This window comes from Microbacterium sp. STRO-1N (assembly GCF_057748015.1).
The window spans coordinates 2,876,550-2,901,224 of the sequence record NZ_CM173234.1; the positions used below are offsets into that span (position 1 = coordinate 2,876,550).

Annotated in this window: 20 protein-coding genes and 1 tRNA gene; 6 read left to right on the forward strand and 15 right to left on the reverse strand. The window is 68.5% G+C overall.

Annotation, left to right across the window (positions count from 1 at the left end; translation table 11 throughout):
• Window positions 1–15: 15 nt before the first annotated feature.
• Window positions 16–924 (reverse strand): type II secretion system F family protein, encoded by a 909-nt coding sequence (locus AC3ANJ_RS14180; RefSeq protein WP_488316859.1) that lies wholly within the window; start codon window positions 922–924, stop codon window positions 16–18.
• Window positions 918–1,907 (reverse strand): TadA family conjugal transfer-associated ATPase, encoded by a 990-nt coding sequence (locus tag AC3ANJ_RS14185; protein WP_488316860.1) that lies wholly within the window; start codon window positions 1,905–1,907, stop codon window positions 918–920. Before AC3ANJ_RS14185 ends, AC3ANJ_RS14180 begins: the two co-directional genes overlap by 7 nt.
• Window positions 1,908–2,280: 373 nt before the next feature.
• Here AC3ANJ_RS14185 and acs point away from each other — a divergent pair, with 373 nt between their 5' ends.
• The gene (gene acs, locus AC3ANJ_RS14190) at window positions 2,281–4,248 is read left to right on the forward strand and encodes an acetate--CoA ligase (RefSeq protein ID WP_488316861.1); all 1,968 of its coding nucleotides are present in this window, start codon (window positions 2,281–2,283) and stop codon (window positions 4,246–4,248) included.
• Window positions 4,249–4,311: 63 nt separating this feature from the next.
• On the opposite strand, the gene AC3ANJ_RS14195 is transcribed toward acs, so the two are convergent.
• A complete protein-coding gene (locus AC3ANJ_RS14195; protein ID WP_488316862.1) occupies window positions 4,312–4,770 on the reverse strand; it encodes a RidA family protein in 459 nt (152 codons plus the stop codon).
• A complete protein-coding gene (sp36, locus tag AC3ANJ_RS14200) occupies window positions 4,767–4,991 on the reverse strand; it encodes a Sp36 family protein (RefSeq protein ID WP_406249290.1) in 225 nt (74 codons plus the stop codon). Before sp36 ends, AC3ANJ_RS14195 begins: the two co-directional genes overlap by 4 nt.
• A gap of 81 nt (window positions 4,992–5,072) precedes the next feature.
• On the opposite strand from sp36, the gene AC3ANJ_RS14205 reads away from it, so the two are divergent.
• The 5 genes from AC3ANJ_RS14205 to AC3ANJ_RS14225 all read left to right on the forward strand — a co-directional run bounded on the left by AC3ANJ_RS14205 (window position 5,073) and on the right by AC3ANJ_RS14225 (window position 10,482).
• Entirely contained in the window at window positions 5,073–7,727 is a 2,655-nt protein-coding gene (locus AC3ANJ_RS14205) for a transglycosylase domain-containing protein (protein ID WP_488316863.1), read from the forward strand.
• Window positions 7,727–8,662: a metallophosphoesterase gene (locus AC3ANJ_RS14210; protein WP_488316864.1), complete on the forward strand. Its 936-nt coding sequence runs from the start codon at window positions 7,727–7,729 to the stop codon at window positions 8,660–8,662. Before AC3ANJ_RS14205 ends, AC3ANJ_RS14210 begins: the two co-directional genes overlap by 1 nt.
• 62 nt (window positions 8,663–8,724) lie before the next feature.
• Window positions 8,725–8,798, forward strand: a tRNA-Pro gene (locus AC3ANJ_RS14215).
• A gap of 60 nt (window positions 8,799–8,858) precedes the next feature.
• Window positions 8,859–9,614 (forward strand): HAD-IIB family hydrolase, encoded by a 756-nt coding sequence (locus tag AC3ANJ_RS14220; protein ID WP_488316865.1) that lies wholly within the window; start codon window positions 8,859–8,861, stop codon window positions 9,612–9,614.
• A gap of 34 nt (window positions 9,615–9,648) precedes the next feature.
• Entirely contained in the window at window positions 9,649–10,482 is an 834-nt protein-coding gene (locus AC3ANJ_RS14225) for a DUF1295 domain-containing protein (protein WP_488316866.1), read from the forward strand.
• A gap of 30 nt (window positions 10,483–10,512) precedes the next feature.
• Here the strand turns inward: AC3ANJ_RS14225 and AC3ANJ_RS14230 are convergent, their stop codons facing one another.
• The 11 genes from AC3ANJ_RS14230 to AC3ANJ_RS14280 form a co-directional block, all read right to left on the reverse strand.
• Window positions 10,513–11,784 carry an alpha-hydroxy acid oxidase gene (locus AC3ANJ_RS14230; protein ID WP_488319287.1) on the reverse strand — a complete coding sequence of 424 codons (1,272 nt, stop codon included), beginning with the start codon at window positions 11,782–11,784 and terminating at the stop codon, window positions 10,513–10,515.
• 19 nt (window positions 11,785–11,803) lie between these two features.
• Window positions 11,804–12,526 carry a FadR/GntR family transcriptional regulator gene (locus AC3ANJ_RS14235; RefSeq protein WP_488316867.1) on the reverse strand — a complete coding sequence of 241 codons (723 nt, stop codon included), beginning with the start codon at window positions 12,524–12,526 and terminating at the stop codon, window positions 11,804–11,806.
• Between the two features lie 230 nt (window positions 12,527–12,756).
• Complete coding sequence (locus AC3ANJ_RS14240) at window positions 12,757–13,413, reverse strand: thymidine kinase (RefSeq protein WP_488316868.1); 657 nt, start codon at window positions 13,411–13,413, stop codon at window positions 12,757–12,759.
• A gap of 9 nt (window positions 13,414–13,422) precedes the next feature.
• A complete protein-coding gene (mqo, locus tag AC3ANJ_RS14245; RefSeq protein WP_488319288.1) occupies window positions 13,423–14,853 on the reverse strand; it encodes a malate dehydrogenase (quinone) in 1,431 nt (476 codons plus the stop codon).
• A 108-nt stretch (window positions 14,854–14,961) separates the two neighbouring features.
• Complete coding sequence (locus tag AC3ANJ_RS14250; protein ID WP_488316869.1) at window positions 14,962–16,032, reverse strand: aspartate-semialdehyde dehydrogenase; 1,071 nt, start codon at window positions 16,030–16,032, stop codon at window positions 14,962–14,964.
• Between the two features lie 113 nt (window positions 16,033–16,145).
• Window positions 16,146–17,432: an aspartate kinase gene (locus tag AC3ANJ_RS14255; RefSeq protein ID WP_488316870.1), complete on the reverse strand. Its 1,287-nt coding sequence runs from the start codon at window positions 17,430–17,432 to the stop codon at window positions 16,146–16,148.
• A 129-nt stretch (window positions 17,433–17,561) separates the two neighbouring features.
• On the reverse strand, window positions 17,562–18,479 hold the full coding sequence (locus AC3ANJ_RS14260) for a DMT family transporter (protein WP_488316871.1): 918 nt from the start codon (window positions 18,477–18,479) through the stop codon (window positions 17,562–17,564).
• Between the two features lie 22 nt (window positions 18,480–18,501).
• Complete coding sequence (gene recR / locus AC3ANJ_RS14265; RefSeq protein ID WP_406249280.1) at window positions 18,502–19,095, reverse strand: recombination mediator RecR; 594 nt, start codon at window positions 19,093–19,095, stop codon at window positions 18,502–18,504.
• The gene (locus AC3ANJ_RS14270; protein WP_488316872.1) at window positions 19,095–21,350 is read right to left on the reverse strand and encodes a DNA polymerase III subunit gamma and tau; all 2,256 of its coding nucleotides are present in this window, start codon (window positions 21,348–21,350) and stop codon (window positions 19,095–19,097) included. Before AC3ANJ_RS14270 ends, recR begins: the two co-directional genes overlap by 1 nt.
• Before the next feature lie 36 nt (window positions 21,351–21,386).
• Window positions 21,387–23,870, reverse strand: a complete 2,484-nt coding sequence (locus tag AC3ANJ_RS14275; protein WP_488316873.1) for a glycoside hydrolase family 65 protein — start codon at window positions 23,868–23,870, stop codon at window positions 21,387–21,389.
• A complete protein-coding gene (locus AC3ANJ_RS14280; protein ID WP_488316874.1) occupies window positions 23,867–24,616 on the reverse strand; it encodes an HAD family hydrolase in 750 nt (249 codons plus the stop codon). The genes AC3ANJ_RS14275 and AC3ANJ_RS14280 overlap by 4 nt, the downstream gene beginning before the upstream one ends.
• Between the last annotated feature and the right edge of the window lie 59 nt (window positions 24,617–24,675).

Below are 24,675 nucleotides of genomic sequence, written 5' to 3' on the forward strand. Positions count from 1 at the left end.
CTGGACGATCCGGGGTCACAGCAACGGCAGGGGCGTCGTGGCGAGCACGCTCAGCAGCAACGGCGCGACTCCGAGCAGCAGGAACGCCGGCAGCGTGCAGACGCCGAGGGGAATGAGCAGCCGACTCGACAGCTTCGCGGCCTTCAACCGACCGCCGATACGCGCATCCTGGCGGTCCTGTGCGGACGACGCGCGAAGCAGCTCGATCGCCGGGATGCCCGCCGCACGCGAGAGCTCGAGAACTCCGCCGGTTCGTGCTGAGGCCTCGCCGCCGCCCGGCAGACTGTCCGCGACGAGACGCATCGCACGCTCGATCGAGACGCCGCCCGAGAGCGCGACGGCGACGAGCTCGGTGTGCATGCCAGGGGTGCGTCCGTCGGGTTCGGCAGCACCCACGAGGCGGCTCGTCCAGAACCGGGCTGCGAGCACGAGCAGCAATCCGCCGACGACGCAGGCGATGCCGATCGGCTGTGTCGTGATGACTCTCAGCGTGTCGAATCCGAGCGCGAAGCCGAGCAGCAGTCCGAACGGGGGCATCCACAGCAGCAGGCGGGCCGTGCCGGCCGGCTCGGCGAGCGCGATGCGCACGTCGTCCGCTGCGGATGCGGCGTCCTGCAGCGCTTCTGCGAGCGATCGCAGGACATCGGCGAGCGGCGCGCCGACGTGTGCGGCGATCTCCCACGCCGCTGCGACGTCCCGCCACGCTCCGCCCTCGACCTCGATCGCGATCGGCAGCGGATCCCCCCGGTCGCACCGCTCGATGACACGTGCCGCGCGTTCATCGCCGGTCGCGGCGAGGTGTCGCCAGGCCGTGACTGGTGCTGCGCCGGCTTGCAGCAGCACCGCGAGCATGCGGACGGTGACTGCCGCGTGCGCAGCGGAGGCACCGGCGTCCGGCGCCTTCTTCCGGTGGAGAGTCACCACGGGCTCACTTCCTGGATGCCGAGCCGCTCCCCCACGAGTTCGAATCGCCCGGCGCTCTCGATACGCCGCACGCCATCGGCTCCGCGCGCCAGATGAAGCACGATCGTGAACGCGCTCACCACCTGGCGGGCAAGAGCAGTCGCATCCATGCCGGCGAGCGCACCGAGCGCCTCGAGCCGGGCGGGAACATCAGCGAGCCCCGAGGCGTGCAGCGTGCCCGCTCCGCCGTCATGCCCGGTGTTCAACGCGGTCAGCAGTTCGCGCACCTCTTCTCCTCTGCACTCCCCGACGACGAGGCGGTCGGGTCGCATGCGCAGGGACTCGCGCACGAGTCGGGCGAGCGTGATCCCTCCGGCACCCTCGAGATTGGCCTGCCGCGCCTCCAGCGCGACGTGATGCGGGTGGTGCGGGCGCAGTTCGGCGACGTCCTCGATCGTCACGATCCGGTCGTGCGCGGGCGCGGCGGACAGCAACGCGCTCAGCAGTGTGGTCTTGCCCGTTCCTGTGCCGCCGGTGATGAGGAGGTTGGCCCGTCTGGCGACGAGGTCCTCCAACCAGACGCGACGGCGCTGGTCGAAGCATCCGAGTGCCGACAGCGCGGCGAGATCTCCGGCGTGCACGCGCGGAATCCGGATCGACAGTGCCGTGCCGGCCGTCGAGACGGGTGCGAGCACGGCGTGGACCCGGATGCCGTGCTCGAGACGGACGTCGACGCAGGGCGAGCGGTCATCGAGGTGCCGCCCGCCGAGTCCGACGAGCGCGACCGCGAGATCGCGCACCTCGCGTTCGGACGCGCGCCATCCGTCGACCGGCTCGGCACCTCGCCCGCGGTCGAGGAACAGACCAGCGGTGCCGTTGACGAAGACATCCGTGACGGTCTCGTCTGCGCAGTGGACCGCGAGCGGGCCGAACGCGGGGTCGATCGCGACAGCATCGGACGCTGACTCGGCGCCCAGCGGGGCGATGACGAACGGAGTGGTCATGCCTCGACGCTAGAAGCCGCCGAGGACGCTGGAGCGGCCCGAACCCACGACCTGTGCACAAGATCCGCGCGCCCGGAATCGGTGCAGAAGGAGTCGACCTGCGCGGCGCGACCGCGCCGGACAACCGAATGGGCGGCACCTCACGGGGGGAATGAGATGCCGCCCACGACGTGCCCCGATCGGGGGATGGAGGGCACGCCAAGGCCAGAATGAGAATTCGGCTGTCGTCGAGTGTACGCAACGCCACCGTCCTGACAAAACCCGTGTCCGTACCGACTTTCGGCGGTAATGGATGTCCGGGGCGCACACTAGATTCACCGTGTCACGGTCGTGTGCCCTGCACGACCACGTCCCGCCGCAAAGGAGCGCGTGCATGAGCAGTCAGATCGACCACCTCCTCGACGAGACCCGTCAGTTTCCGCCGTCTGCGGCGTTCGCCGCGGATGCCGTGGCGAAACCCGAACTCTACGAGCGCGCCGCGTCGGACCGGGAAGGATTCTGGGGCGAGCAGGCCCGCGAGCTGCTGCACTGGCACACCCCGTTCACGAACGTGCTCGACTGGTCGAACCCTCCGTTTGCGAAGTGGTTCGACGACGGCGAGCTGAACGTCGCATACAACTGCCTGGACCGCCACGTCGAGGCCGGCAACGGCGACCGCGTCGCGCTGCTCTGGGAGGGCGAGCCGGGCGATTCCCGCCGCATCACCTACGCCGAGCTGACCGAAGAGGTCAAGCGCACGGCCAACGTGCTCTCCGACCTCGGTGTCGGTCACGGCGACCGCGTGGCGATCTATCTGCCGATGATCCCCGAAGCGGTCGTGTCGATGCTCGCGGTCGCACGTCTGGGCGCGATCCACTCCGTCGTCTTCGGCGGTTTCAGCGCGGACAGCCTGCGTTCGCGCATCGACGACGCCGGCGCGAAGCTCGTCATCACCGCGGACGGCGGCTATCGCAAGGGCCGCGTCTCCGCGCTGAAGCCGGCCGTCGATCAGGCGCTGAGCGACCGCGGGGACGGGGATCAGAAGACCGTCGAGCACGTCCTCGTCGTGCGCCGAGGCGAGAACGAGGTCGACTGGGTCGATGGGCGGGACATCTGGTGGCACGATGCGGTGCCCGCGGCATCCGCAGAGCACACCGTCGAGGCCTTCCCCGCCGAGAATCCGCTGTTCATCCTCTACACGTCCGGCACGACAGGGAAGCCCAAGGGGATCCTGCACACCTCCGGCGGCTACCTCGCCCAGGCCGCATACACGCACAAGAACGTGTTCGACCTGCATCCGGAGACGGACGTGTACTGGTGCACCGCCGACATCGGCTGGATCACCGGGCACAGCTACGTCGCATACGGCCCGCTCGCCAACGGCGCCACCCAGGTGATGTACGAGGGCACACCGGATGCGCCGCACCCCGGCCGCTGGTGGGAGATCATCGAGAAGTACGGCGTCACGATCTTCTACACCGCGCCGACGGCGATCCGCTCGTTCATGAAGACCGGCCGGAGCGTTCCGAAGAAGTTCGACCTGTCCAGCCTCCGCCTGCTCGGGTCGGTCGGCGAACCGATCAACCCCGAGGCGTGGATCTGGTACCGCGATGTGATCGGCGCGGGCAAGACCCCCATCGTGGACACCTGGTGGCAGACCGAGACCGGCGCGATCATGGTGTCGCCGCTGCCCGGCATCACGGCGGCCAAGCCCGGATCCGCACAGGTGCCGCTTCCTGGCATCTCGATCGACGTCGTCGACGAATCGGGCGCCGAGGTGGGCAACGGCAACGGCGGCCTCCTGGTCGTCACCGAACCGTGGCCGAGCATGCTGCGCGGCATCTGGGGCGACCCCGAGCGCTACGTCGAGACCTACTGGGAGAAGTTCGCCGACCAGGGCTACTACTTCGCGGGAGACGGCGCGCGGCTCGACGAGGACGGCGACCTCTGGCTGCTCGGCCGAGTGGATGACGTGATGAACGTCTCGGGCCACCGGCTGTCGACCGCCGAGATCGAATCGGCGCTGGTCGCGCACGAGGCCACGGCGGAGGCCGCGGTCGTCGGAGCCACGGACGAGACCACCGGTCAGGCTGTCGTGGCGTTCGTGATCCTCAAGGAGAGCTTCCTCTCGGAGCACACCCCCGAGGGCTTGGCCCAGCAATTGCGCATCTGGGTGGGCGAGCAGATCGGCGCGATCGCTCGCCCGCGCGACGTGTACATCGTCGGCGAGCTGCCCAAGACCCGCTCGGGCAAGATCATGCGACGCCTGCTGCGCGATGTCGCCGAAGGACGCGAGGTCGGCGACACCACGACCCTCGCCGACACGGCGGTCATGAGCATCATCTCGGCGCAGGTGAAGTAGAGACCCGCACGACGAAGGCCTCCTCCCTCGGATGGGAGGAGGCCTTCGTCGTAACGTGGCCGATCACGCGAGGATGAACGTGACCTCGACCTCGACCGGGCTGTCCAGCGGCAGCACCGGAACGCCGACGGCCGCGCGTGCGTGCCTGCCGGCATCCCCGAAGATCTCGCCGAGAACCTCGCTGGCGCCGTTGATGACTCCGGGCTGGCCAGTGAACGACGGATCGGATGCCACGAAGCCACCGAGCCGCAGCACGCCGGCGATCTTCTCGAGGCCGCCGGCGGCATCCGCGGCGGCAGCGAGCGCGTTGAGCGCGCAGGTGCGGGCATAGCCCTTGGCATCATCCGCAGAGACGCCGGCGCCCACCTTGCCGGTCGCGGGCAGCTCACCAGCCGTGAACGGCAGCTGGCCGGACGTGTAGACGAGGTCGCCGTGCACGACGGCCGGCACGTATGCCGCGACCGGAGCCGCGACGGCCGGCAGCTCGATTCCCAGCTCTTCCAGGCGCGAGGCGAGGGTCATGCTTCGCCGCCCTCGAACTGGCGAGCGGCCTGTTCGGCCGCCGCGAGACCGGCACTGTTCGCACCGTCTTCGGCGGTGGGGCGCTTGAAGTAGGCGACGAGCCCGCCTTCGGGGCCCTGGACGACCTGCACCAGCTCCCAGCCCTGCTTTCCCCAGTTGTTGAGGATCGCAGCGGTGTTGTGGATCAACAGCGGCGTGGTGAGATATTCCCACGTGGTCATGGCACTCCTGCACGTCGGCGACGTCGTGGCCGGGGCCCGCGTCGAGGTGGTTTTTCAGGGAACTCCCCTACGATCTAGCGTATGCCTCAGAACAATCGCACGCTGAAGGGTGTGCTCGGCGGACTCCTCGGACTCGTCGGGCTCAGTGTCGTCGCCGGAGTTCTCGTCACGGCAACCGTGACCCCAGCGATCGCGATGACCGGCCTCACCGGCTCGGCCGCCGTCGACCTCTTCGAGGACATTCCGAACGACCTCAAGCCGGATGCTCCCATGGAGCCGACCACGCTCTGGGCGTCGCATTCGGACGGCCGCACGGAGAAGCTCGCGTCGTTCTACGACCAGAACCGCATCCCTGTGACCTATGAGCAGGTCGCGCCGATCCTCTACGACGCGATCCTCTCCAGTGAGGACAAGACGTTCTACGATCACAGCGGCATCAACATCGGCGCCACTGCCAAGGCGCTCCTGGACTATGCCAAGGGCACGTCCAGCCGTGGCGCGTCGACGATCAGCCAGCAGTACGTGAAGAACGTGCTCGTGCAGCGCTGCGAGAAGGACACGTCTCCGAACGACGCGGAGTTCAAGAACGAAGACGGCGTGTACGACGCCCAGAAGTACCAGAAGGCGCTGCTCGACTGCTGGACCGACGCTACGAACGCTTCGGGCACCGACGGCATGAAGCGCAAGCTGCAGGAGATGCGCTACGCCCTGCAGATCGAGAAGGAATACTCGAAGAACGACATCCTGCTCGGCTACCTGAACCTGTCGAACTTCGGCGGCACCACCTACGGCATCGAAGCGGCGTCGCAGTACTACTACAGCGTCCCGGCGGCGAACCTGAACATCAACCAGGCGGCGACGCTGGCCGGCATGGTGCAGAATCCGAACTCCTACCGCATCGACATGCCGAACGGCTCGATGACGCATGAAGACGGCACCCTGTTCAACAGTGCCGCCGACGGATACTCCGAAACGCTCGACCGCCGCAATTACGTGCTCGGTCGTCTCCTCGCGGACGGCAAGATCACGCAGGAGCAGTACGACACGACGCTGGCGGAACCGATCGTTCCCGCCATCAACCCTGCTACGCAGGGCTGTGCCGAGGCAGGGAAGAACGCGTACTTCTGCCAGTACGTGAAGTCGGTCATCCAGTCCGATGAAGCCTTCGGTGCCACGCCGGAGGAGCGCCGCGACACGCTGCAGCGCGGCGGGCTGGACATCTACACGACTCTGAACCTGGACATCCAGCAGGCGGCCGTCGACACGATGACGAGGAACGTCGTCGCTACCCACCCCAACCTGTACCTCGGCGCCGCCGGCGTGCAGCTCGAGGTCGGCACCAGCCGCATCCTGTCGCTGACCCAGAACACGGACTTCAACGAGTCCGCCAACCCGGTCCCTGGACAGTCGGCTCAGGTGTGGGCGGCCGACGCGAAGCACGGGAGCTCGGCAGGGTTCAACGTCGGATCGACCTACAAGCTGTTCACCTTGCTCGACTGGCTGGAGCAGGGGCACTCTGTCAACGAGGTCCTGAACGGCACGTTCCGATTGATCACCCCGTTCACGATCTGCGGGGACACCGTGACCAACACCCACAAGTTCGAGAACTCGGGCAAGGTCGGCGGCTACACAGGCACGCCGATGCGATTCACCTCGTCGTCGCTCAACACCGGATACCTCGCGATGGCGCAGCAGCTCGACATCTGCGACATCAACAAGATGGCTGATCGCCTCGGTGTGACGCTCGGCGGCATCGACAAGGACACGGGCGAGCTCGAGAAGGTCACCAAGTCGAACAATCAGGGCGACGTGATCGGATCCAAGAACATCGCGCCGCTTGCCATGGCGAACGCCTATGCGACCGTGGCCAACAAGGGGATCTACTGCACCCCGCGTGCGATCGACAAGATCGTCGACCAGGATGGCACCGAGCTGCCGCTGCCGGAGTCGAAGTGCGAGCAGGCGATCTCCCCCGAGGTGGCCGCCACGGCTGCCTACGCCCTGCGCGGAGTCATGTACGGCGGAACGGGTGGACAGGCGAACCCGAATGACGGCATTCCCGTCATCGGCAAGACCGGTACGCACGAGACGACGCAGACCATGATGATCGAGTCCAGCACCAAGGTCACCACCGCGGTCTGGGTCGGCAACGTCGAAGGCCCTGGGGTTCTGCGCAACTTCTCGTCGAACGGCACTCGCCTGAACAGCCTCCGCTTCCCCATCGCAGAGGACATGCAGCGCACAGCGAACGCGTGGTACCTCGGCGACGCGTTCCCCGAGCCGGACAAGAACCTGACCAGGACGATCCTGCGCGACCTTCCCGACGTCGTCGGCAAGACGATCGAGGACGCCACGAAGACGCTCGAGGACGCGGGATTCACGGTGACCGTCGGCGCCCCGGTCGACAGCAACCTGCCGACGGATCAGATCGCCGCGCAGTCCCCCGGTGCGGGCCGGATCGCGGGCGGTGCCACCGTCACGATCTCGCCGAGCAACGGACAGGGCGCAACCGTGCCCGATGTCGTCGGTGAGAAGGCGAGCAAGGCGCAGAGCGAACTCGCCAGCGCCGGGCTCAGCAACCTCGCCTGGGATGCCTCATGCGGCCTCCCGAACGCCGAAGTCGAGTCGACCAACCCGCCGGCCGGCACCGCGGTGAACCGCAGCACGACCATCGCCGTGGTCTGCAAGGCCGACGGCGGCGGCGACAACGGCAATGGAAACGGCAACGACGACTGATGGCGAAGCCTTCTTCGGCTCATCCGGCCCTCATCGCGCTCGGCGCGGTGGGGGCCGCGGGCGTCGCGGCCGCCGTCTGGGGCATCGGCATCGAGCGCTACCTCTTCACCGTGCGCGCTGTGTCCGCTCCGGCGCTCCCGGCCGGGTCAGCGCCCATCAGGGTGCTGCACATCTCGGACGCGCATATGGCACCGTGGCAGCACCGCAAGCAGGACTGGCTCGCATCGCTCGCTGAGCTCGAACCCGACCTGATCATCAACACCGGCGACAATCTCGGCCACGAGCGAGGGATCGACGGCATCCGTCGTGCCTTCGCTCCTCTGGCCGGCATCCCCGGGGTGTTCGTCCACGGCTCCAACGACGTGCTCGCGCCGTCGCCGCGCAACCCGCTGAAGTACTTCACCGGCCCGTCGGAGCGGCCTGAAGAGCCCGACTTCCTCGACACCGACGCGATGAATCACTACTTCACCGACGAACTCGGCTGGACGGACCTGAACAACACGGCGGCACGCCTGCAGGTAGCCGGTACCGACGTCGACTTCGTCGGGGTGAGCGACGCGCACCGCGACTGGGACGAACTGGAGGTTCTTCCCGACGCGCTGGCCGCGCTCGGCGCGCGCAGCGACACCACTCCCCTGCTGGGCGTCACGCACGCCCCGTACCAGCGCGTGCTGAACGCGTACGTCGACCTCGGAGCCGATGCCATCTTGGGCGGTCACACCCACGGCGGACAGGTGTGCCTGCCCGGCTTCGGGGCGCTCGTCGCGAACTGCGACATCCCGCTGAAGCAGGCGAAGGGCCTGAGCACGTGGACGCACGACGACCGCACGGTCCCGTTGAACGTCAGCGCCGGCTGCGGCCACTCGATCTACGCCCCGATCCGGTTCGCCTGCCGCCCTGAGGCGACGCTGCTGACCCTCACGGCCCGCGCGTGACCGAGGAGCCGCCTCGATTCGGTCTCTCGGAAGATTCGTTGTAGACTCGAACGGTTGTCAAACGGGGTGTGGCGCAGCTTGGTAGCGCGCTTCGTTCGGGACGAAGAGGCCGCAGGTTCAAATCCTGTCACCCCGACAACAGAGAGGGTCCGCCGCAAGGCGGGCCCTCTCGCGTATCCACCGCACTGGAGAGCAGATGACCCCCACGCGCCTCGTCGCCTTCGACCTCGATGACACGCTCGCCCCGTCGAAGGGCGCCATCGATCCCCGGATCGCCGACCTGCTGCGCGCTCTGCTGCGCACGGTCGAGGTCGCCATCATCTCCGGCGGCAACGAGGACCAGTTCCGCGCGCAGGTCATCGCCCAGCTCGGCGACGCGGATACCGCGGAACTCGGCCGACTGCACCTCCTCCCCACGTGCGGCACCCGCTACCTGCGGCACGACGGCGAGGACTTCGCCGCGGTCTACGCGCACGATCTCGCCCAGGACGAGAAGGATGCCGCGCTCACCGCCCTGCGCGAAGAAGCCGAGCGCCTCGGCCTGTGGGAGTCCGCTCCCTGGGGCGAGATCCTCGAGGACCGCGGCTCGCAGATCACCTTCTCCGCGCTCGGCCAGCAGGCCCCGCGCGAGGCCAAGCACGCCTGGGATCCGACCGGCGAGAAGCGTCTGGCGTTGCGGGATGCCGTCGCAGCACGTCTGCCCGGCCTGGAAGTCCGTGCCGGCGGTTCGACCTCGATCGACATCACCCGCGCCGGCATCGACAAGGCGTACGGCATGTCGGCTCTGACCGAGCACACCGGCATCCCGCTGTCGGACATGCTCTTCTACGGCGACCGGCTCGACGTCGGCGGCAACGACTACCCGGTCCTGGCGCTCGGCGTGCGCTCGATCGCCGTCGAAGGCTGGGAAGACACCGCCGACAAGCTCGACGAACTGCTCGCTACCCTCTGACCCCGTCGGGCGCTGGACGCCCTACGATGGCGGCATGGACCCGCTCACCCTGGTCATCATCGTCGCGGCCGCCGCCAGTGCGGCCTGCTGGGTTCTTTCGCTCATCACGCGCGACACCTCCTGGGTGGATCGCGCGTGGTCGATCGTGCCGGTGATCTACGTCTGGATCTTCACCACGGATGCGCTGGCGTCCGGGATCGATGCGACGCGTCTCGTGGTGATGGCGCTGCTCGTCACCGCCTGGGGCGTGCGGCTCACGTTCAACTTCGCCCGCAAGGGCGGCTACACCGGCACAGAGGACTACCGCTGGGCGATCCTCCGCTCCCGCCTCCCCGCCTGGTTGTTCCAGGTGTTCAATCTGCTGTTCATCGTCGCGTTCCAGATGACGCTGCTCGTGCTCATCACGCTCCCCGCGGACGTCGCGCTGCGCAACCCCGTACCGTTCACCGGATGGGATGCCGTGTTCACCGCGCTGTTCGTCGCGCTGCTGGTCGGCGAGACGATCGCCGACCAGCAGCAGTGGAACTTCTACCAGCGCAAGAAAGCCGCCGGCGGCGCACTCGGCGATGGGTTCCTCAGCGAGGGCCTGTTCCGGTACAGCCGCCATCCGAACTTCTTCTTCGAACAGGCGCAGTGGTGGGTGTTCTATGCGTTCGGCGCGACCGCCGCCGTGGCATCCGGTGCGGGATTCCTCGGGGGCATGGTCAACGCCTCGATCGTCGGCGCTGTGCTGCTGACCGCGCTGTTCATCGGCTCGACGATCTTCACCGAGTCGATCTCCGCTTCGCGATACCCCGCGTACGCCGCTTATCGCCGGCGCACGTCGATGATCGTGCCGTGGCCGCCGCGGCAATCCATCGCTCGTTGAGCGAGGCCGGCGGAGCCGCACCCTCCTCGCTCAGCGAACGAGGGGGCGGACGACGGCCTCCGCGCCGACGCCGGCGACCGGGACCAGACGCTGCAGCTGCGTGACGTGGCCGGGCTCGAGCTCTGCGATCGACGAGACGCCCAGCAGGCGCATGGTGCGCTCGATCTCGGTGCGCAGGATCGTGATGGTGCGGTCGACACCCTGGCGCCCGCCGGCCATGAGCCCGTACAGGTAAGCGCGACCGATCATCGTGAAGTCCGCGCCGAGCGCCATGGCGGCGACGATGTCCGCACCGTTCATGATGCCGGTGTCGATCATGACGGTGAAGTCGTCGCCCACCGCCTGCCGCACCTTCGGCAGCAGGTGGAATGGGATCGGGGCACGATCGAGCTGGCGTCCGCCGTGGTTGGACAGCACGATGCCGTCGACTCCGGCATCCTTCAGCAGGACCGAGTCCTCCACGTTCTGAACGCCCTTGATGACGATCTTGCCGGGCCACAGGTCGCGGATCACCGCGAGGTCGTCGTAGCTGATCGTCGGGTCCATCGCGGCATCCAGCAACTCGCCGACCGTGCCGCCCGTGGTGCTGAGAGAAGCGAACTCGAGTTTGGGCGTGGTGAGGAAGTCGTACCACCACCAGGGCCGAGGGATGGCGTTGATGATCGTGCCGAGCGTGAGCTGCGGCGGGATCGAGAACCCGTTGCGCTTGTCGCGCAGGCGGGCGCCGGCGACCGGTGTGTCGACCGTGAACTGCAGCGTGTCGAACCCGGCGTCCGCGGCACGGCGGGTGAGCTCGTACGAGATCTCCCTGTCGCGCATCACGTACAGCTGGAACCAGTTGCGTCCGTGGGGGTTCGCCGCCTTCACCCCCTCGATCGAGGTGGTGCCGAGCGTGGACAGCGTGAACGGGATCCCGGCGGCGGCCGCGGCTCCCGCTCCGGCCTCCTCCCCCTCGGTCTGCATCAGGCGGGTGAAACCGGTCGGTGCGATGCCGAACGGCAGCGCGGACGGACCGCCGAGGATCTCGACGGACGTGTCGACCTCGGGGGCCGGCCTGAGGATGCCGGGGTGGAACTCGACGTCCTCGAACGCCTGCCGGGCGCGCGACAGCGACAGTTCGCCCTCGGCGGCGCCGTCGGTGTAGTCGAACGCCGCCTTCGGAGTGCGGCGCTTGGCGATCGTGCGCAGATCGGAAATCGTCAGGGCCGCATCCAGGCGGCGCTTGCGACCGTCCAGCTCCGGCTTCTTGAACTTCATCAGGTCGAGGATCTCGACCGGGTTGGGCAGCTGGCGCTTGACCATCATGGTCCTTTCGGGGTGCTCAGGTTCGGGTGGTGGGCACGCGGGTCAGGCCCGCTGCGGTGTAGTAACCGGTGATGTGGGTCTTGAGGAGCGTGCGGGCGTGCTCGCCGTCTCCCGCGTCGATCGCCTCGACGATGGTGTGATGCTCGGCTCGCAGGTACGCGGCCATCGCCGACCAGTCGTCGATGCCGGCGACTCCGGCCTGCACGTAGGACTCGATCGCGGTCCGCAGCCCCGCCATCATCGCCGCGATCACGGCGTTGCCGGACGCCTCGGCCAGTGCGAGGTGCAGCTGCGCGTCGAGGGCGAGGAACTCCCCCGGTGTCAGGGTGTCCGAGTCCATCGCGGCGAGGATGCGGTGCGCCTCGCCGGTGTCGCGGTCGGGGTCGGCGGCGAGAGCGGTGGCCACGGCATCCTCGAGGACGAGCCGGGTCTTCACGACATCCGCCAGCGGGAAGCCCTGTGCGGCCACCTGGAGGCGCAGCAGTGCCGACATGCCCCCGGTGGGCGTCGCGATGACGATCGCGCCGGCCTGCGGCCCCGAGCCGGTCGCCGTGCGGATCAGCCCCATCACCTCGAGGACGCGCAGCGCCTCGCGGACGCTGGAGCGGCCGACGCCGAGATCGGCCGACAGATCCCGTTCGGACGGGAGGCGGTCGCCCGGTCCGAGACGGCCCTCGAGCAGGTCCGTCTCGATGTGCTCGAGCACCGTGCGCCAGGCACGTGGCGTGGGCTCCGGCATCCGATCCTCCTGTGGTCTGACCACAGATTAGCCTGTGTGGTCAGACCACGCAAGCGCAGATGTCCGCGCAGGTGCGTCCGGGTTGGTGCGGGTGAACGGATGCGCGACTCGCAGATACCCGGACACGCAGTCGGGCATGTCCGGGTCTACGCGGGTTCAGGACCCGGGAACCCGCACGAACCCGGACGCGCTCCAGTACGGGAACCGACATGGAGCCGGCGCCACGGGACTCAGCCCAGACGACCGCCGGACTCCTCGAGGTAGCAATTGCCGCACAGCGACTCGTAGGTGACGACATCGACCGGCGCAGAACCACCCGCGCCCTGGTCGATCGCGACCTGATCGCCGTCGAAGACGAAGCGCCCGCCGACGACCCGTCCGTTGAAGACCGCCTTGCGTCCGCAGCGGCAGATCGTCTTGAGCTCCTCCAGAGAATGCGCGATGGCCAGCAGGCGGGCGGAGCCGGGGAAGGCATGCGTCAGGAAATCGTTGCGGATGCCGTAGGCCATCACCGGGATGCCGTCGACGACCGCGACGCGGAACAGATCGTCAACCTGATCCGGCGTGAGGAACTGAGCCTCGTCGATGAGCAGGCAGGCGACATCCGCCGGCCGCTCGGACGGGATGAGTCCCTCGTCGTCGTGCCGCCGCATCCGCTCCCGGTGGTGCAGGAACAGCTCTCGGGCGTCGTCCTGCGGGCCGATCAGGAAGTCGACGTCACGGGTGACACCGAGACGGCTCTCGATCTGCGAAGCGCCCTTGGTGTCGATCGCGGGCTTGGCGAGCAGAACGTGCTGACCACGCTCTTCGTAGTTGTATGCGGCCTGCAGCAGCGACGTGGACTTGCCCGAGTTCATCGCGCCGTAGCGGAAGTAGAGCTTCGCCACGGTCGCCTGCTAGCGGTTGATGCCGAGGGTCGCGGCCGTGGACGTCATCGACTGCGCAGCGGCCGCGGCATCCTCGTTGAGCTTCTCGCCGTAGGTCGGGATGAGCTCGCGCAGCGTCGGCTCCCACGACGGGTAGTCCTCGGGGAAGCACTTCTGCAGCAGCTCGAGCATGATCGGAACGGCCGTGGATGCTCCAGGCGACGCACCGAGGAGCCCGGCGATCGAACCGTCGGCGGCGGAGACGACCTCGGTGCCGAACTGCAGGATGCCGCCCTTCTCCGGGTCCTTCTTCATGACCTGAGCGCGCTGGCCGGCCTGGATCAGCGTCCAGTCCTCGTCCTTCGCGGTCGGCACGAACTCGCGCAGGCTGTCGACCTTCTTGCCGTGGTTCTTCACCAGCTCGCTGACGAGGTACGTGATGAGATCCGGGTTCGCGAACGCGACCCGCAGCATCGGCCAGAGGTTGTGCGTACGGACCTGCCCGACGATGTCGAACCACGATCCGTTCTTGAGGAACTTCGGGCTGAAGGTGGCGAACGGCCCGAACAGCAGCGATTCCTCGCCGTCGACGACGCGGGTGTCCAGGTGCGGCACCGACATCGGCGGAGCTCCGACCGACGCCTGCGAGTACACCTTCGCCTTGTGCTGGGCCACGACCTTCGGGTTCGTCGTCTTGAGGAACTGCCCGCCGATCGGGAAGACGCCGTAGCCCTTGATCTCGGGGATGCCGGAACGCTGCAGCAGCTTCAGCGCCCATCCGCCGGCGCCGACGAAGACGAAACGCGCCTTCACCTCGCTCGGGGTGAGGCCGAGGCCGGTGCGGTACTTGACCAGCCAGGTGCCGTCCTTCTGGCGTTTGAGGCTGCGGACCTCCTGGTTGGTGCGCAGATCGACGCCGCTGGAGGTGAGGTGATCGAAGAGCTGGTGGGTGAGCGCACCGAAGTCGACGTCGGTACCGGCCGGCACGCGCGTCGCCGCGAACGGCTCGCCCTTGCGGCGGCGCTGCATGAGCAGCGGGGCCCAGGTGTTGATGACGCGGGAGTCGTCGGAGAACTCGATGCCCTCGAACAGCGGCTGCTGCTTGAGCACCTCGTAGCGCTCCTTGAGGTAGGCGACATCCTTCTCGCCGCGCACGAACGTCATGTGCGGCGTGGCGTTGATGAACGTCGACGGCTCGTCGAGCACGCCCTTGTCCACCAGCGAGGACCAGAACTGGCGGCTCTGCTGGAACTGCTCGTTGATCGACACCGCCTTGGCGGGATCGAGCGGGCCGTTCGGGTTCTTCGGCATGTAGTTGAGCTCGCAGAGGGCGGCATGCCCCGTGCCCGCGTTGTTCCACGGGTTGGAGCTCTCCTGCGCCACCTCGCTCAGCCGCTCGAAGGCGACGATCTTCCAGTCCGGCTGCAGTTCGTGCAGCAGCGTACCGAGGGTGGCGCTCATGATGCCGCCACCGATGAGGACGACGTCGACGGTTTCAGTCACCCGTCCAGTCTAGTTCGCCTCGGCATCCGCTCCGACCGGCGGCCGTCCGGCGGCCGCCGACCGGGTTCAGACGGCGACGGCGAGACGCGCGGCGACGATCTCGGCGATCTGGACGGCGTTCAGCGCCGCACCCTTGCGCAGGTTGTCGTTGCTGATGAACAGCACGAGGCCCTTGCCCTCCGGGGCGGACTGGTCGGCGCGAATGCGACCGACGAAGCTCGGGTCCTTGCCTGCGGCGTACAGCGGGGTGGGGACTTCCTCGAGCACGACGCCGGGTGCGGCATCCAGCACTTCACGCGCACGGTCGGGGGTGATGTCGCCCGCGAACTCGGCGTGGATGGACAGCGAGTGGCCGGTGAAGACCGGAACACGCACGCACGTGCCGGCGACGCGCAGCTCAGGGAGTTCGAGGATCTTGCGACTCTCGTTGCGGAGCTTCTTCTCCTCGTCGGTCTCGTTCTGGCCGTCATCGACGAGGTTGCCTGCGAACGGGATCACGTCGAATGCGATGGGCGCGACGTACTTCTCCGGCTGCGGGAAGTCGATGGACGATCCGTCGTGCACGAGGCGGAGCGTGTCGCCCTGCGCGAGGACGCCTTCGACCTGTCCGAGCAGCTCCTGCGCACCGGCGAGGCCGGAGCCGGACACTGCCTGGTACGTCGACACGATGAGCCGCTCGAGACCTGCCTCGGCGTGCAGCGCCTTGAGCACCGGCATCGCGGCCATCGTCGTGCAGTTCGGGTTGGCGATGATGCCCTTGGGGCGCTCGTCGATCGCGTGCGGGTTGACCTCGCTGACCACGAGCGGAACCTCGGGGTCGTTGCGCCAGGCGCTGGAGTTGTCGATGACGACGGCTCCGGCCTCGGCGAAGCGCGGCGCGTAAGCGCGGCTGGCCGTGGCCCCGGCGGAGAACAGCGCGATCTCGATACCGGTCGGGTCTGCCGTCTCGACGTCCTCGGCGATGACCGTGACGCCGCCGAACTCGATCGCGCTGCCCGCCGAGCGTGCGGACGAGAACAGACGCAGCTCGCGGATCGGGAACGACCGCTCGCTGAGAATCTCGCGCATCACGGTGCCCACCTGTCCGGTGGCGCCGACGATGGCGACGGAGAATCCTGAGTCGGAGATACGGGTCATGGGCTTTCCTCGGGCTGATGCAGAACTGCAGGCGAGGCGCTCGGCGCGGCGTCGGAGTGCGGATGCCGCGCCTGGCGCCGATGTCAGGGTTTCGGCGAGTCTACCGCGCCGTGTCAGCGGCCGGTGCCGGCGTGGACCGTCGCCTCGATCTCGTTGTCGAGGCCGTAGGCGGTGTGCACGGCGCGCGCGGCGTCGGCGAGCTCGTCGCCGCGCAGCACGACCGAGATGCGGATCTCAGACGTCGAGATCATCTCGATGTTCACACCCGCGATCGACAGCGCCTCGAACAGCTTCGCCGAGACGCCGGAGTGCGTGCGCATGCCGGCGCCGACGACCGAGAGCTTGCCGATCTGGTCGTCGTGGACGAGGCTCTCGAAGCCGATGTCCGACTGCTCGCCGGCGAGCGCCTTGAGCGCGGCCGAGGCATCCGCCTTGGGAAGCGTGAAGGAGATGTCGGTGCGGCCGGTGGCCGCGGCCGACACGTTCTGCACGATCATGTCGACGTTCGCGCCCGATTTCGCGACGATCTGGAAGATCTCCGCCGCCTTCCCCGGCACATCGGGAACGCCGATGATCGTGATCTTGGCCTGGCTGAGGTCGGTGGCGACGCCTGCGACGATCGGTTCTTCCATGACTTCTCCCTCAGATTCGCGGGGGTTGAGCATCCCCCGACCAAGAACATACGTGCCTTCCGCCGCCGAGAACGACGAACGGGCGTGGATCAGGACGCCGTGGCGGCGTGCGTACTCGACGGCGCGGATGTACAGGACCTTGGCGCCGTTGGCGGCGAGTTCGAGCATCTCCTCGCTGGAGACGTGATCGAGCTTGCGCGCCTTCGGAATGACGCGCGGGTCTGCGGTGAAGATGCCGTCGACGTCGCTGTAGATCTCGCAGACGTCGGCCTTGAGCGCAGCGGCCAGCGCGACGGCGGTGGTGTCCGACCCGCCGCGGCCGAGCGTCGTGATGTCCTGCGTGTCGTCGTTGAGTCCCTGGAATCCGGCGACGATGACGATCGCGCCCTCGTCGAGCGCCTCGCGCACGCGCTTGGGGTTGACCTCGACGATGCGGGCCGAGCCGTACTTGTCATCGGTTCGCATTCCGGCCTGCGGTCCGGTGTAGGAGCGCGCCTCGAAGCCCATCGAGTGGATGGCCATCGCCAGCAGCGCCATCGAGATGCGCTCACCGCTGGAGAGCAGCATGTCCATCTCGCGCGGAGCCGGGATCGGGGCGACCTCGGCCGCGAGATCCAGCAGTTCGTCGGTCGTATCGCCCATCGCGCTCACCGCGACGACGACGTCGTGGCCGGCACGACGCGTGTCGACGATGCGCTTGGCGACGCGCTTGATGCTCTCTGCGTCGGCGACAGACGAGCCGCCGTACTTCTGCACGATGAGGGCCACGGAAACACTCCCAGATATTTCGGGCGGATCCGCCCACCGCACATTCTACTTTCGCGCCATATGCCCGATTGCGTATGTGACGTCGGCCACGACGGCGCTGGGCCGGTCAGCCGGTCGAGGATGCCGGGATCACGGCGTCGGCGGAGGACTCGGCGTCACGGCGGGGGCCGAGCGCAGGCGTCCGCCGGTGGCTGCGAACCAGCATCCGATGATCACGAGCGGGAACCCGATCAGCAGGCCGGGTGTGATCGGCTCCGAGAGCACGAGCGCGCCGAGGATGATGGCGACGATCGGGTTGACGTAGGTGAACAGGGGCGCTCGCACCGGCCCGACCTCGCGGATCAGCGCGAAGAAGGCGAGGAAGGCGATCGCCGTGCAGATGACCGCGAGGGCGAGCAGTGCTCCGGTCGACTCGAGCGTCGGCATCTCGTGCTGGGTCGCGAAGGCGATAGGCAGGTAGATGATGCCGATCGCGAGCAGCGCGAGGGTGATCGTGCCGAGCGACGGCACGTCGCCGAGCTTGCGCGCGATGATGAACGGTGCGATCGCGTACAGCACGGCGACCAGCAGCACCTCCCCCGCCGCGATCAGGTCGCCGGAGGCGAGGCCGGGTCCTGCGACGACGATCGCGACGCCGACGAAGCCGACCAGCAGTCCGCCGAGGCGAAGCGGCCGCAGCACGGAGCGATCGCCACCGCCCAGCGCGATCAGCGCGGCGAACAGCGGCACGGTCGCGACCAGCAGACCTGTCGGCCCGGAGTGCAGAGTCTGCTCGGCGTGGCCGAGGAGCACGAACGGTCCGCCCATCTCGACCAGTCCGAACGCGAGCACCCACGGCCACTTCCTGAGCGCAGGTCTCAGAGCGCCGCTGCGGATCGCGAACGGCAGCAGCAGGAGAGCCGCCACGAGTGTGCGACCGGCCACGATCGCCGGAGGCGAGTACGACTCCACGGCGATGCGGATGAACAGGTACGGCACGCCCCACAACAGCGCCATGGCGCCGAACAACAGCCAGCCCCGCCGACTCACCGTGGTGTGCGCGTTCACCGGGTTTCCTGTGCGTCGATCGTCACAGCGTGCGGCGGCCTTCGAAGGCGCGACCGAGGGTGACCTCGTCCGCGTATTCGAGGTCGCCGCCGACAGGGAGACCGGATGCCAGGCGCGACACCGTGATCTGCATGGTCGTCAGCAGGCGGCTGAGGTAGCTCGCGGTCGCCTCGCCCTCGAGATTCGGATTCGTGGCGAGGATGACCTCCTGCACGGTGCCGTCCGCGAGGCGCGTCATGAGCTGGGCGATCCGCAGATCGTCGGGGCCGATGCCGGCGATCGGGCTGATCGCGCCGCCGAGCACGTGGTACAGACCGCGGAACTCGCGCGTGCGTTCGATCGCCGCGACGTCCTTGGCGTCCTCGACGACGCAGATGAGGGCGGCGTTGCGCCGCGGATCGCGGCAGATCGTGCAGCGGTCCTGTTCGGAGACGTTGCCGCAGACCTCGCAGAACCGCACGCGGGCGCGGACCTCTGTGAGCAGCTCGGACAGCCGCGCGACGTCGAACGACGGGGTCTGCAGGATGTGGAAGGCGATGCGCTGCGCCGACTTCGGGCCGATCCCGGGAAGGCGGCCGAACTCGTCGATGAGCTCTTGGACGATGCCGTCGTACATCAGCTGAACCTCGTCGCTGTCGGGGGCTCGTACGGCTCTTCGCGCACGAACGTCGCGCCCAGCACCTGGCGGATCACGGCTTCGCCGTAGCGCTGGATACCCTCTGGGGCCACGGAGCGAGCGGTGACGACAGGCGCTTGCGGTGCGGGACGCGCCGCAAGGGATGCCTGCGGCGTCGGCGTGCTGACGACAGCGGATGGCGCGGGCGCGGACGGTGCGGATGCCGAAGCAGGCGCGGCCCCGTATCCCCCAGGGCCGGGCTCATCCGACGGATCGTACGGCGGTTCGTCTTCGTCCGGAGCCTGGTCGTCGTCCGGAAGCGGCGGTTCGTCGTCCGAGACGCGCCCGTCGACGGGCGGCTCTGGCGCCGACGCGGCCGACTCGACCTCCGCCGGTTCGTCATCGACCGGCAGCGGAGTCTGTGGCGTCTCGTTCCCCTTCGGAATGGGCGCGACGGCCCATTCGGTCACCGGCGAAGACGATAACGCGCTCGGCCGCGGGGCAGGTTCGGATGCCGGAGTCGCCGGTGCTGCGGTGGAGGGCACGGCCGCCGCGGCCGGAGGCAGCGGAGCAGGCTTGTACTTCACCTTCACGCCGAGCTCCTGCTCGATCGCGGTGCGCAGGTGATCCGAGGGTCCGGGGCCCGGCGTCGGCCCTTTGAACCGGGTGACGTCCTGCGGGCCGGCGAAGCCGAGCGTCAGCACCTCGGTGTCCGTCTCGTACGCCAACGGCTGGATCGCGGTCACCATCAGCCATGCTGTGCGGCTGATCGACTCGAGACGCTTCAGCACGGCCTGCCAGGCGGAGCGGATCCGGTCGAAGTCCACCGGGGTCGGTGCGGCCGGCGGTGTGACGGAGACGGGTTCCGGTGCGGGTTCTGAAGCCGGAGCGGGTTCAGGAGCCGGAGCGGGTTCAGGGGCCGGAGCGGGTTCTGAAGCCGGAGCGGGTTCAGGAGCCGGTGCGGGTGCCTCTGGTGACGGGGTCGTCTCAGCAGGAACGCGTTTCGACTCGCCTGCGGCTCGCTCAACGAGCGAAGAGGGAGGTGCCACCGGAGCAGGCGAAGAGGGAGGCGTGGCCTGAGCCGCGGGCGCAACAGCAGGAGCGGCGGCAGCGGGAGCGGCCTGAGCCGCGGGCGCAACAGCGGGAGCAGCGGCCATGGCGGGGGCGAGCACACGGGCGATCATGAGCTCGAGGTGCAGGCGCGGTGAGGTCGCGCCGGACATGTCGTCGAGCGCGGCACTCACGATGTCGGCGGTCTGCGAGAGACGCGCCTGGCCGAAGGACGAAGCCTGCGACTGCATCCGCTGCATCTCGTCGGAGGGAATGCCGCGCAGCACGGCTGCGGCTCCGTCCCCGACGGCCGCGATCACGATGAGGTCGCGCAGCCGCTCGAGCAGGTCGTCCACGAAGCGACGCGGATCCTGACCGGTCTGGACGACGCGGTCGACGGCCGGGAACGCGGCAGCGGCATCGCCGGCCGCCAGGGCGTCGACGATCTCGTCCAGCAGCGCGGCGTGCGTGTAGCCGAGCAGCGAGACCGCGCGCTCATACGCGACGTGGTCTCCATCGGACCCGGCGATCAGCTGGTCCAGCAGCGACAGGGTGTCGCGCGGCGACCCCCCGCCGGCGCGCACCACGAGCGGCAGCACGCCCTGCTCGACCTCGACGCCCTCTTCGACGCACAGCTTCTCGACGTATTCGAGCATCGCCGCCGGCGGCACGAGCCGGAAGGGATAGTGGTGTGTGCGCGAGCGGATCGTGCCGAGCACCTTCTCGGGCTCTGTCGTGGCGAAGATGAACTTCACGTGAGCCGGCGGCTCCTCCACGAGCTTGAGCAGCGCGTTGAACCCCTGCGGCGTCACCATGTGCGCCTCATCGAGGATGAAGATCTTGAAGCGGTCGCGGCTCGGGGCGAACGTCGCGCGCTCGCGCAGATCGCGCGCGTCGTCGACGCCGTTGTGGCTGGCGGCGTCGATCTCGACGACGTCGAGCGAGCCGCCGCCGCTGCGGGACAGCTCGACACAGCTCGGGCAGACGCCGCAGGGCGTGTCGGTGGGGCCGTCGGCGCAGTTCAGGCAGCGGGCGAGGATGCGGGCCGACGTCGTCTTTCCGCACCCGCGCGGACCGGAGAACAGATAGGCGTGTCCGACGCGATCACCGCGCAGCGCCGTCATGAGCGGCTCGGTCACCTGCGACTGCCCGATCATCTCCGCGAAGTTCTCAGGCCGATAGCGGCGGTAAAGGGCTGTGGTCACCCGTCCAGCCTACGGCGTACCGCCGACATCGAGACCTCAGTCCGGGAAGCCGGTGATCACCGGGATCGCACTCGTCACGACCGGCACGGATGCCGACATCAGCGTGCCGTCATCGCGCCGCGCGTCGGCGAACTGACGCAGCGACGGACGCCCGGGGATCACAGGTCCCTGACCGGCCAGCGCGACCACGGCATCCTGCCCTTCGGATGCCGTGTACGACGCGCCCCGAACCGTGAACGCCACCGGATCGCCCGAGCGGACGTGGATGCGCAGTTCGTTGCGCGTCACGGTGACATCGAGCGCCGCACCGCGCCACTGCAGCGGGTACGACAGCGACGGCCAGTCCACCGGGAGCCGCGGATCGAAGCTCAGCTCGCCCCCGTGATCCCGCATGCCGCCGAAGCCGCTCACGAGCGCCGTCCACACGCCGCCGGCCGAAGCCACGTGCACGCCGTCCGCCGCGTTGTGGTGCAGGTCGCCGAGGTCCACGAACAGCGACTGCTCGAAATATTCCTTGGCGAGGTCCTGGTACCCCACTTCGGCGGCGAGGATCGACTGCACGACGGCCGACAGCGTGGAGTCGCCGGTGGTCAGCGGGTCGTAGTACTCGAAGTCCGCGAGCTTCTCCTCCGCCGAGAAGTGATTGCCCTGCAGGAACAGCGCGAGCACCACGTCCGCCTGCTTGAGCACCTGGAATCGGTAGATCACCAGCGGATGGAAGTGCAGCAGCAGCGGGCGCTGGTCATCCGGCGTGTGCGCCAGATCCCACACCTCGCGCTCCAGGAACAGCGAATCCTGAGGATGGATGCCGAGGCCCTCGCTGAACGGGATGTACATCGCGTCCGCCGCCTGCTCCCAGGCGTCGGCCTCCCCGGCATCCAGTCCCGTGCGCTCGACGAGGCCGTCGAAGCCGCGCGGGTCGCTCGCAGCGAGCTCGCGGACCACCCGCGAAGCCAGGCGCAGGTTGAAGCGCGCCATGACGTTCGTGAAGAGGTTGTCGTTGACGACGGTCGTGTACTCGTCCGGGCCGGTCACGCCGTGGATGTGGAAGGTCGCGTCCCCGTTCGTCCCCCGCCAGAATCCGAGCGTCGCCCACAGGCGAGCTGTCTCGACGGCGATGTCCGCGCCCTCGCGGTGCAGGAAGTCCACATCGCCCGTGGCGCGCACGTACTTTCCGAGCGCGAAGCTGACGTCGGCGTTGATGTGGTACTGCGCCGTGCCTGCGGCGTAGTACGCGGATGCCTCTTCGCCGTTGATGGTGCGCCACGGGAACAGGGCACCTGCTTCGTTCAGCTGAGCGGCCCTGCGGCGCGCGGCCGGCAGCATGAGAACGCGGGCGCGCAGCGCGTTGCGCGCCCACTGCGGCGACGTGTAGGTGAGGAACGGCAGGACGTAGATCTCGGTGTCCCAGAAGTAGTGCCCGCTGTACCCGGAGCCGGACACGCCCTTCGCGGGGACGCCGGAGCCGTCGGCTCGCGCCGAGGCCTGAGCCAGCTGGAACAGGCACCACCGGGTCGCCTGCTGCAGGGCATCCTGACCCTCGATGCGCACGTCGCTGCGCGACCAGAACGCTTCCAGCCACTCGGACTGGGCACGGAACTGCGCGTCGACGCCCTCGACCGCGACCCGGTCGAGCGACCGGCGGCAGCGGTCGACCAGTTCGCGCGCCGGAACGCCGCGGGAGGTGTGATAGCTCACGAGCTTCGTGATCCGGATCGGGACGCCGGCCTTCGCCTGCACCCGGAACACGTTCTTCGTGATGTCGGGCTCGCACAGCTGCCGCGCGTTGTAGTCGTTGTCCGTCTCGATCATGTGATCCGCGACGACCGCAGCGGTCATGCCCGATTCGGTGACCTGGTACGACAGCGCTGAACGCAGACCGTCCTGCCAGTACTCGACCGGCTGCAGCACCCGCTCGGTGATCTTCTCGGCGCGGCGCGGATCGAAACCGGCCTTCTTCGCGGGGACCGGCGTCCCGCCGTAGACGTTGCCGCCGTCCTGCCGGTTGAGGATCTGACAGCTGATCGTGACGGGAGCGTCCGAGTTCTCGACGGTCACCTCGAGGCGCAGGATCGCGAGGTGGCGCTCTTCGAAGCTGACCATCCGCTCGTCACGCATCCGGACGCGCTTTCCCGAGGGCGTCTCCCACACCAGTTCCCTGGTCAGGATGCCGGTGCGCATGTCGAGGACCCGCGAGTAGTCGCGCACATCCGCCTCGTCGAACGAGATCGGCTCGTCGTCCACATAGACGCGCATGACCTTGGCATCGGGGGCGTTGATGATCGTCTGCCCGACCTCCGCGAAGCCGTACGCCTGCTCGGCGTGACGGATCGGCCAGGTCTCGTGCAGGCCGTTGATGAACGTGCCGTGCTCGTGCGCGCCTCGCCCCTCGATGTGATTGCCGCGCAGGCCCAGGTAGCCGTTGCCGACCGCGAAGAGCGTCTCGGAGACGCCGTCCTCGGTGTAGCGCGTCTCGACGAGACGCCACGGGTCGACGGGGAAGCGGTCGCGATCGATCATGCGGTCTCCGAAGGTGTGGTCGGGAGCAGCAGGGCAAGGTCATCGACGATACAGGTGGCGCCGGACGCCCGCAGCACGTCAGGGCCGGCGCCGCGATCGACGCCGACGACGGTCGAGAAACCGGCGGCTGCTGCCGAGGCGACACCGGCCACGGCATCCTCGACGGCGGCCGATTCGGCGACGTCGACGCCGAGCGCCGCAGCGCCGGCGGTGAACATGTCGGCGGCGGGCTTGGACGCGAGCGCGTCGCGCTCGGCGACCACGCCGTCGACGACGATCTCGAAGAAGTCGCGGATGCCGGCGCTGCCGAGCACCTCCTCGGCGTTCTTCGAGCTCGAGACGACGCCCATGCGGATGCCGGCATCCCGCAGCTGCTCGAGCAGGGCGAGCGAGCCGGCGTACGGCACGATGCCCTCGGCCCTGAGGGATGCCGAGAAGGCCGCGTTCTTGCGGTTGCCGATACCGCAGATCGTCTCCGCCTCGGGCGGGTCGTCGACGGCGCCCCAGGGAATCTCGATGTTGCGGCTGCGCAGCAGGCTCGCCACTCCGTCGTAGCGCTTCTTGCCGTCGACGTAGGCGAAGTAGTCGTCATCGGTGTACGCCGGTTCGATGCCCCATCGGGCGAAGACCTCGTCGAACACGGCCTGCCACGCACGCATGTGCACTTCGGCCGTCGGCGTCAGGACGCCGTCGAGGTCGAACAGGACACCGGACATGGTGCGCAGATCGGGCAGGGGGTCGGACACGCAGGCCTCCAAGGGTGCATCGGAGTTTCGGGCCGGCACCTCCGTGTGCCTCTGCCAGC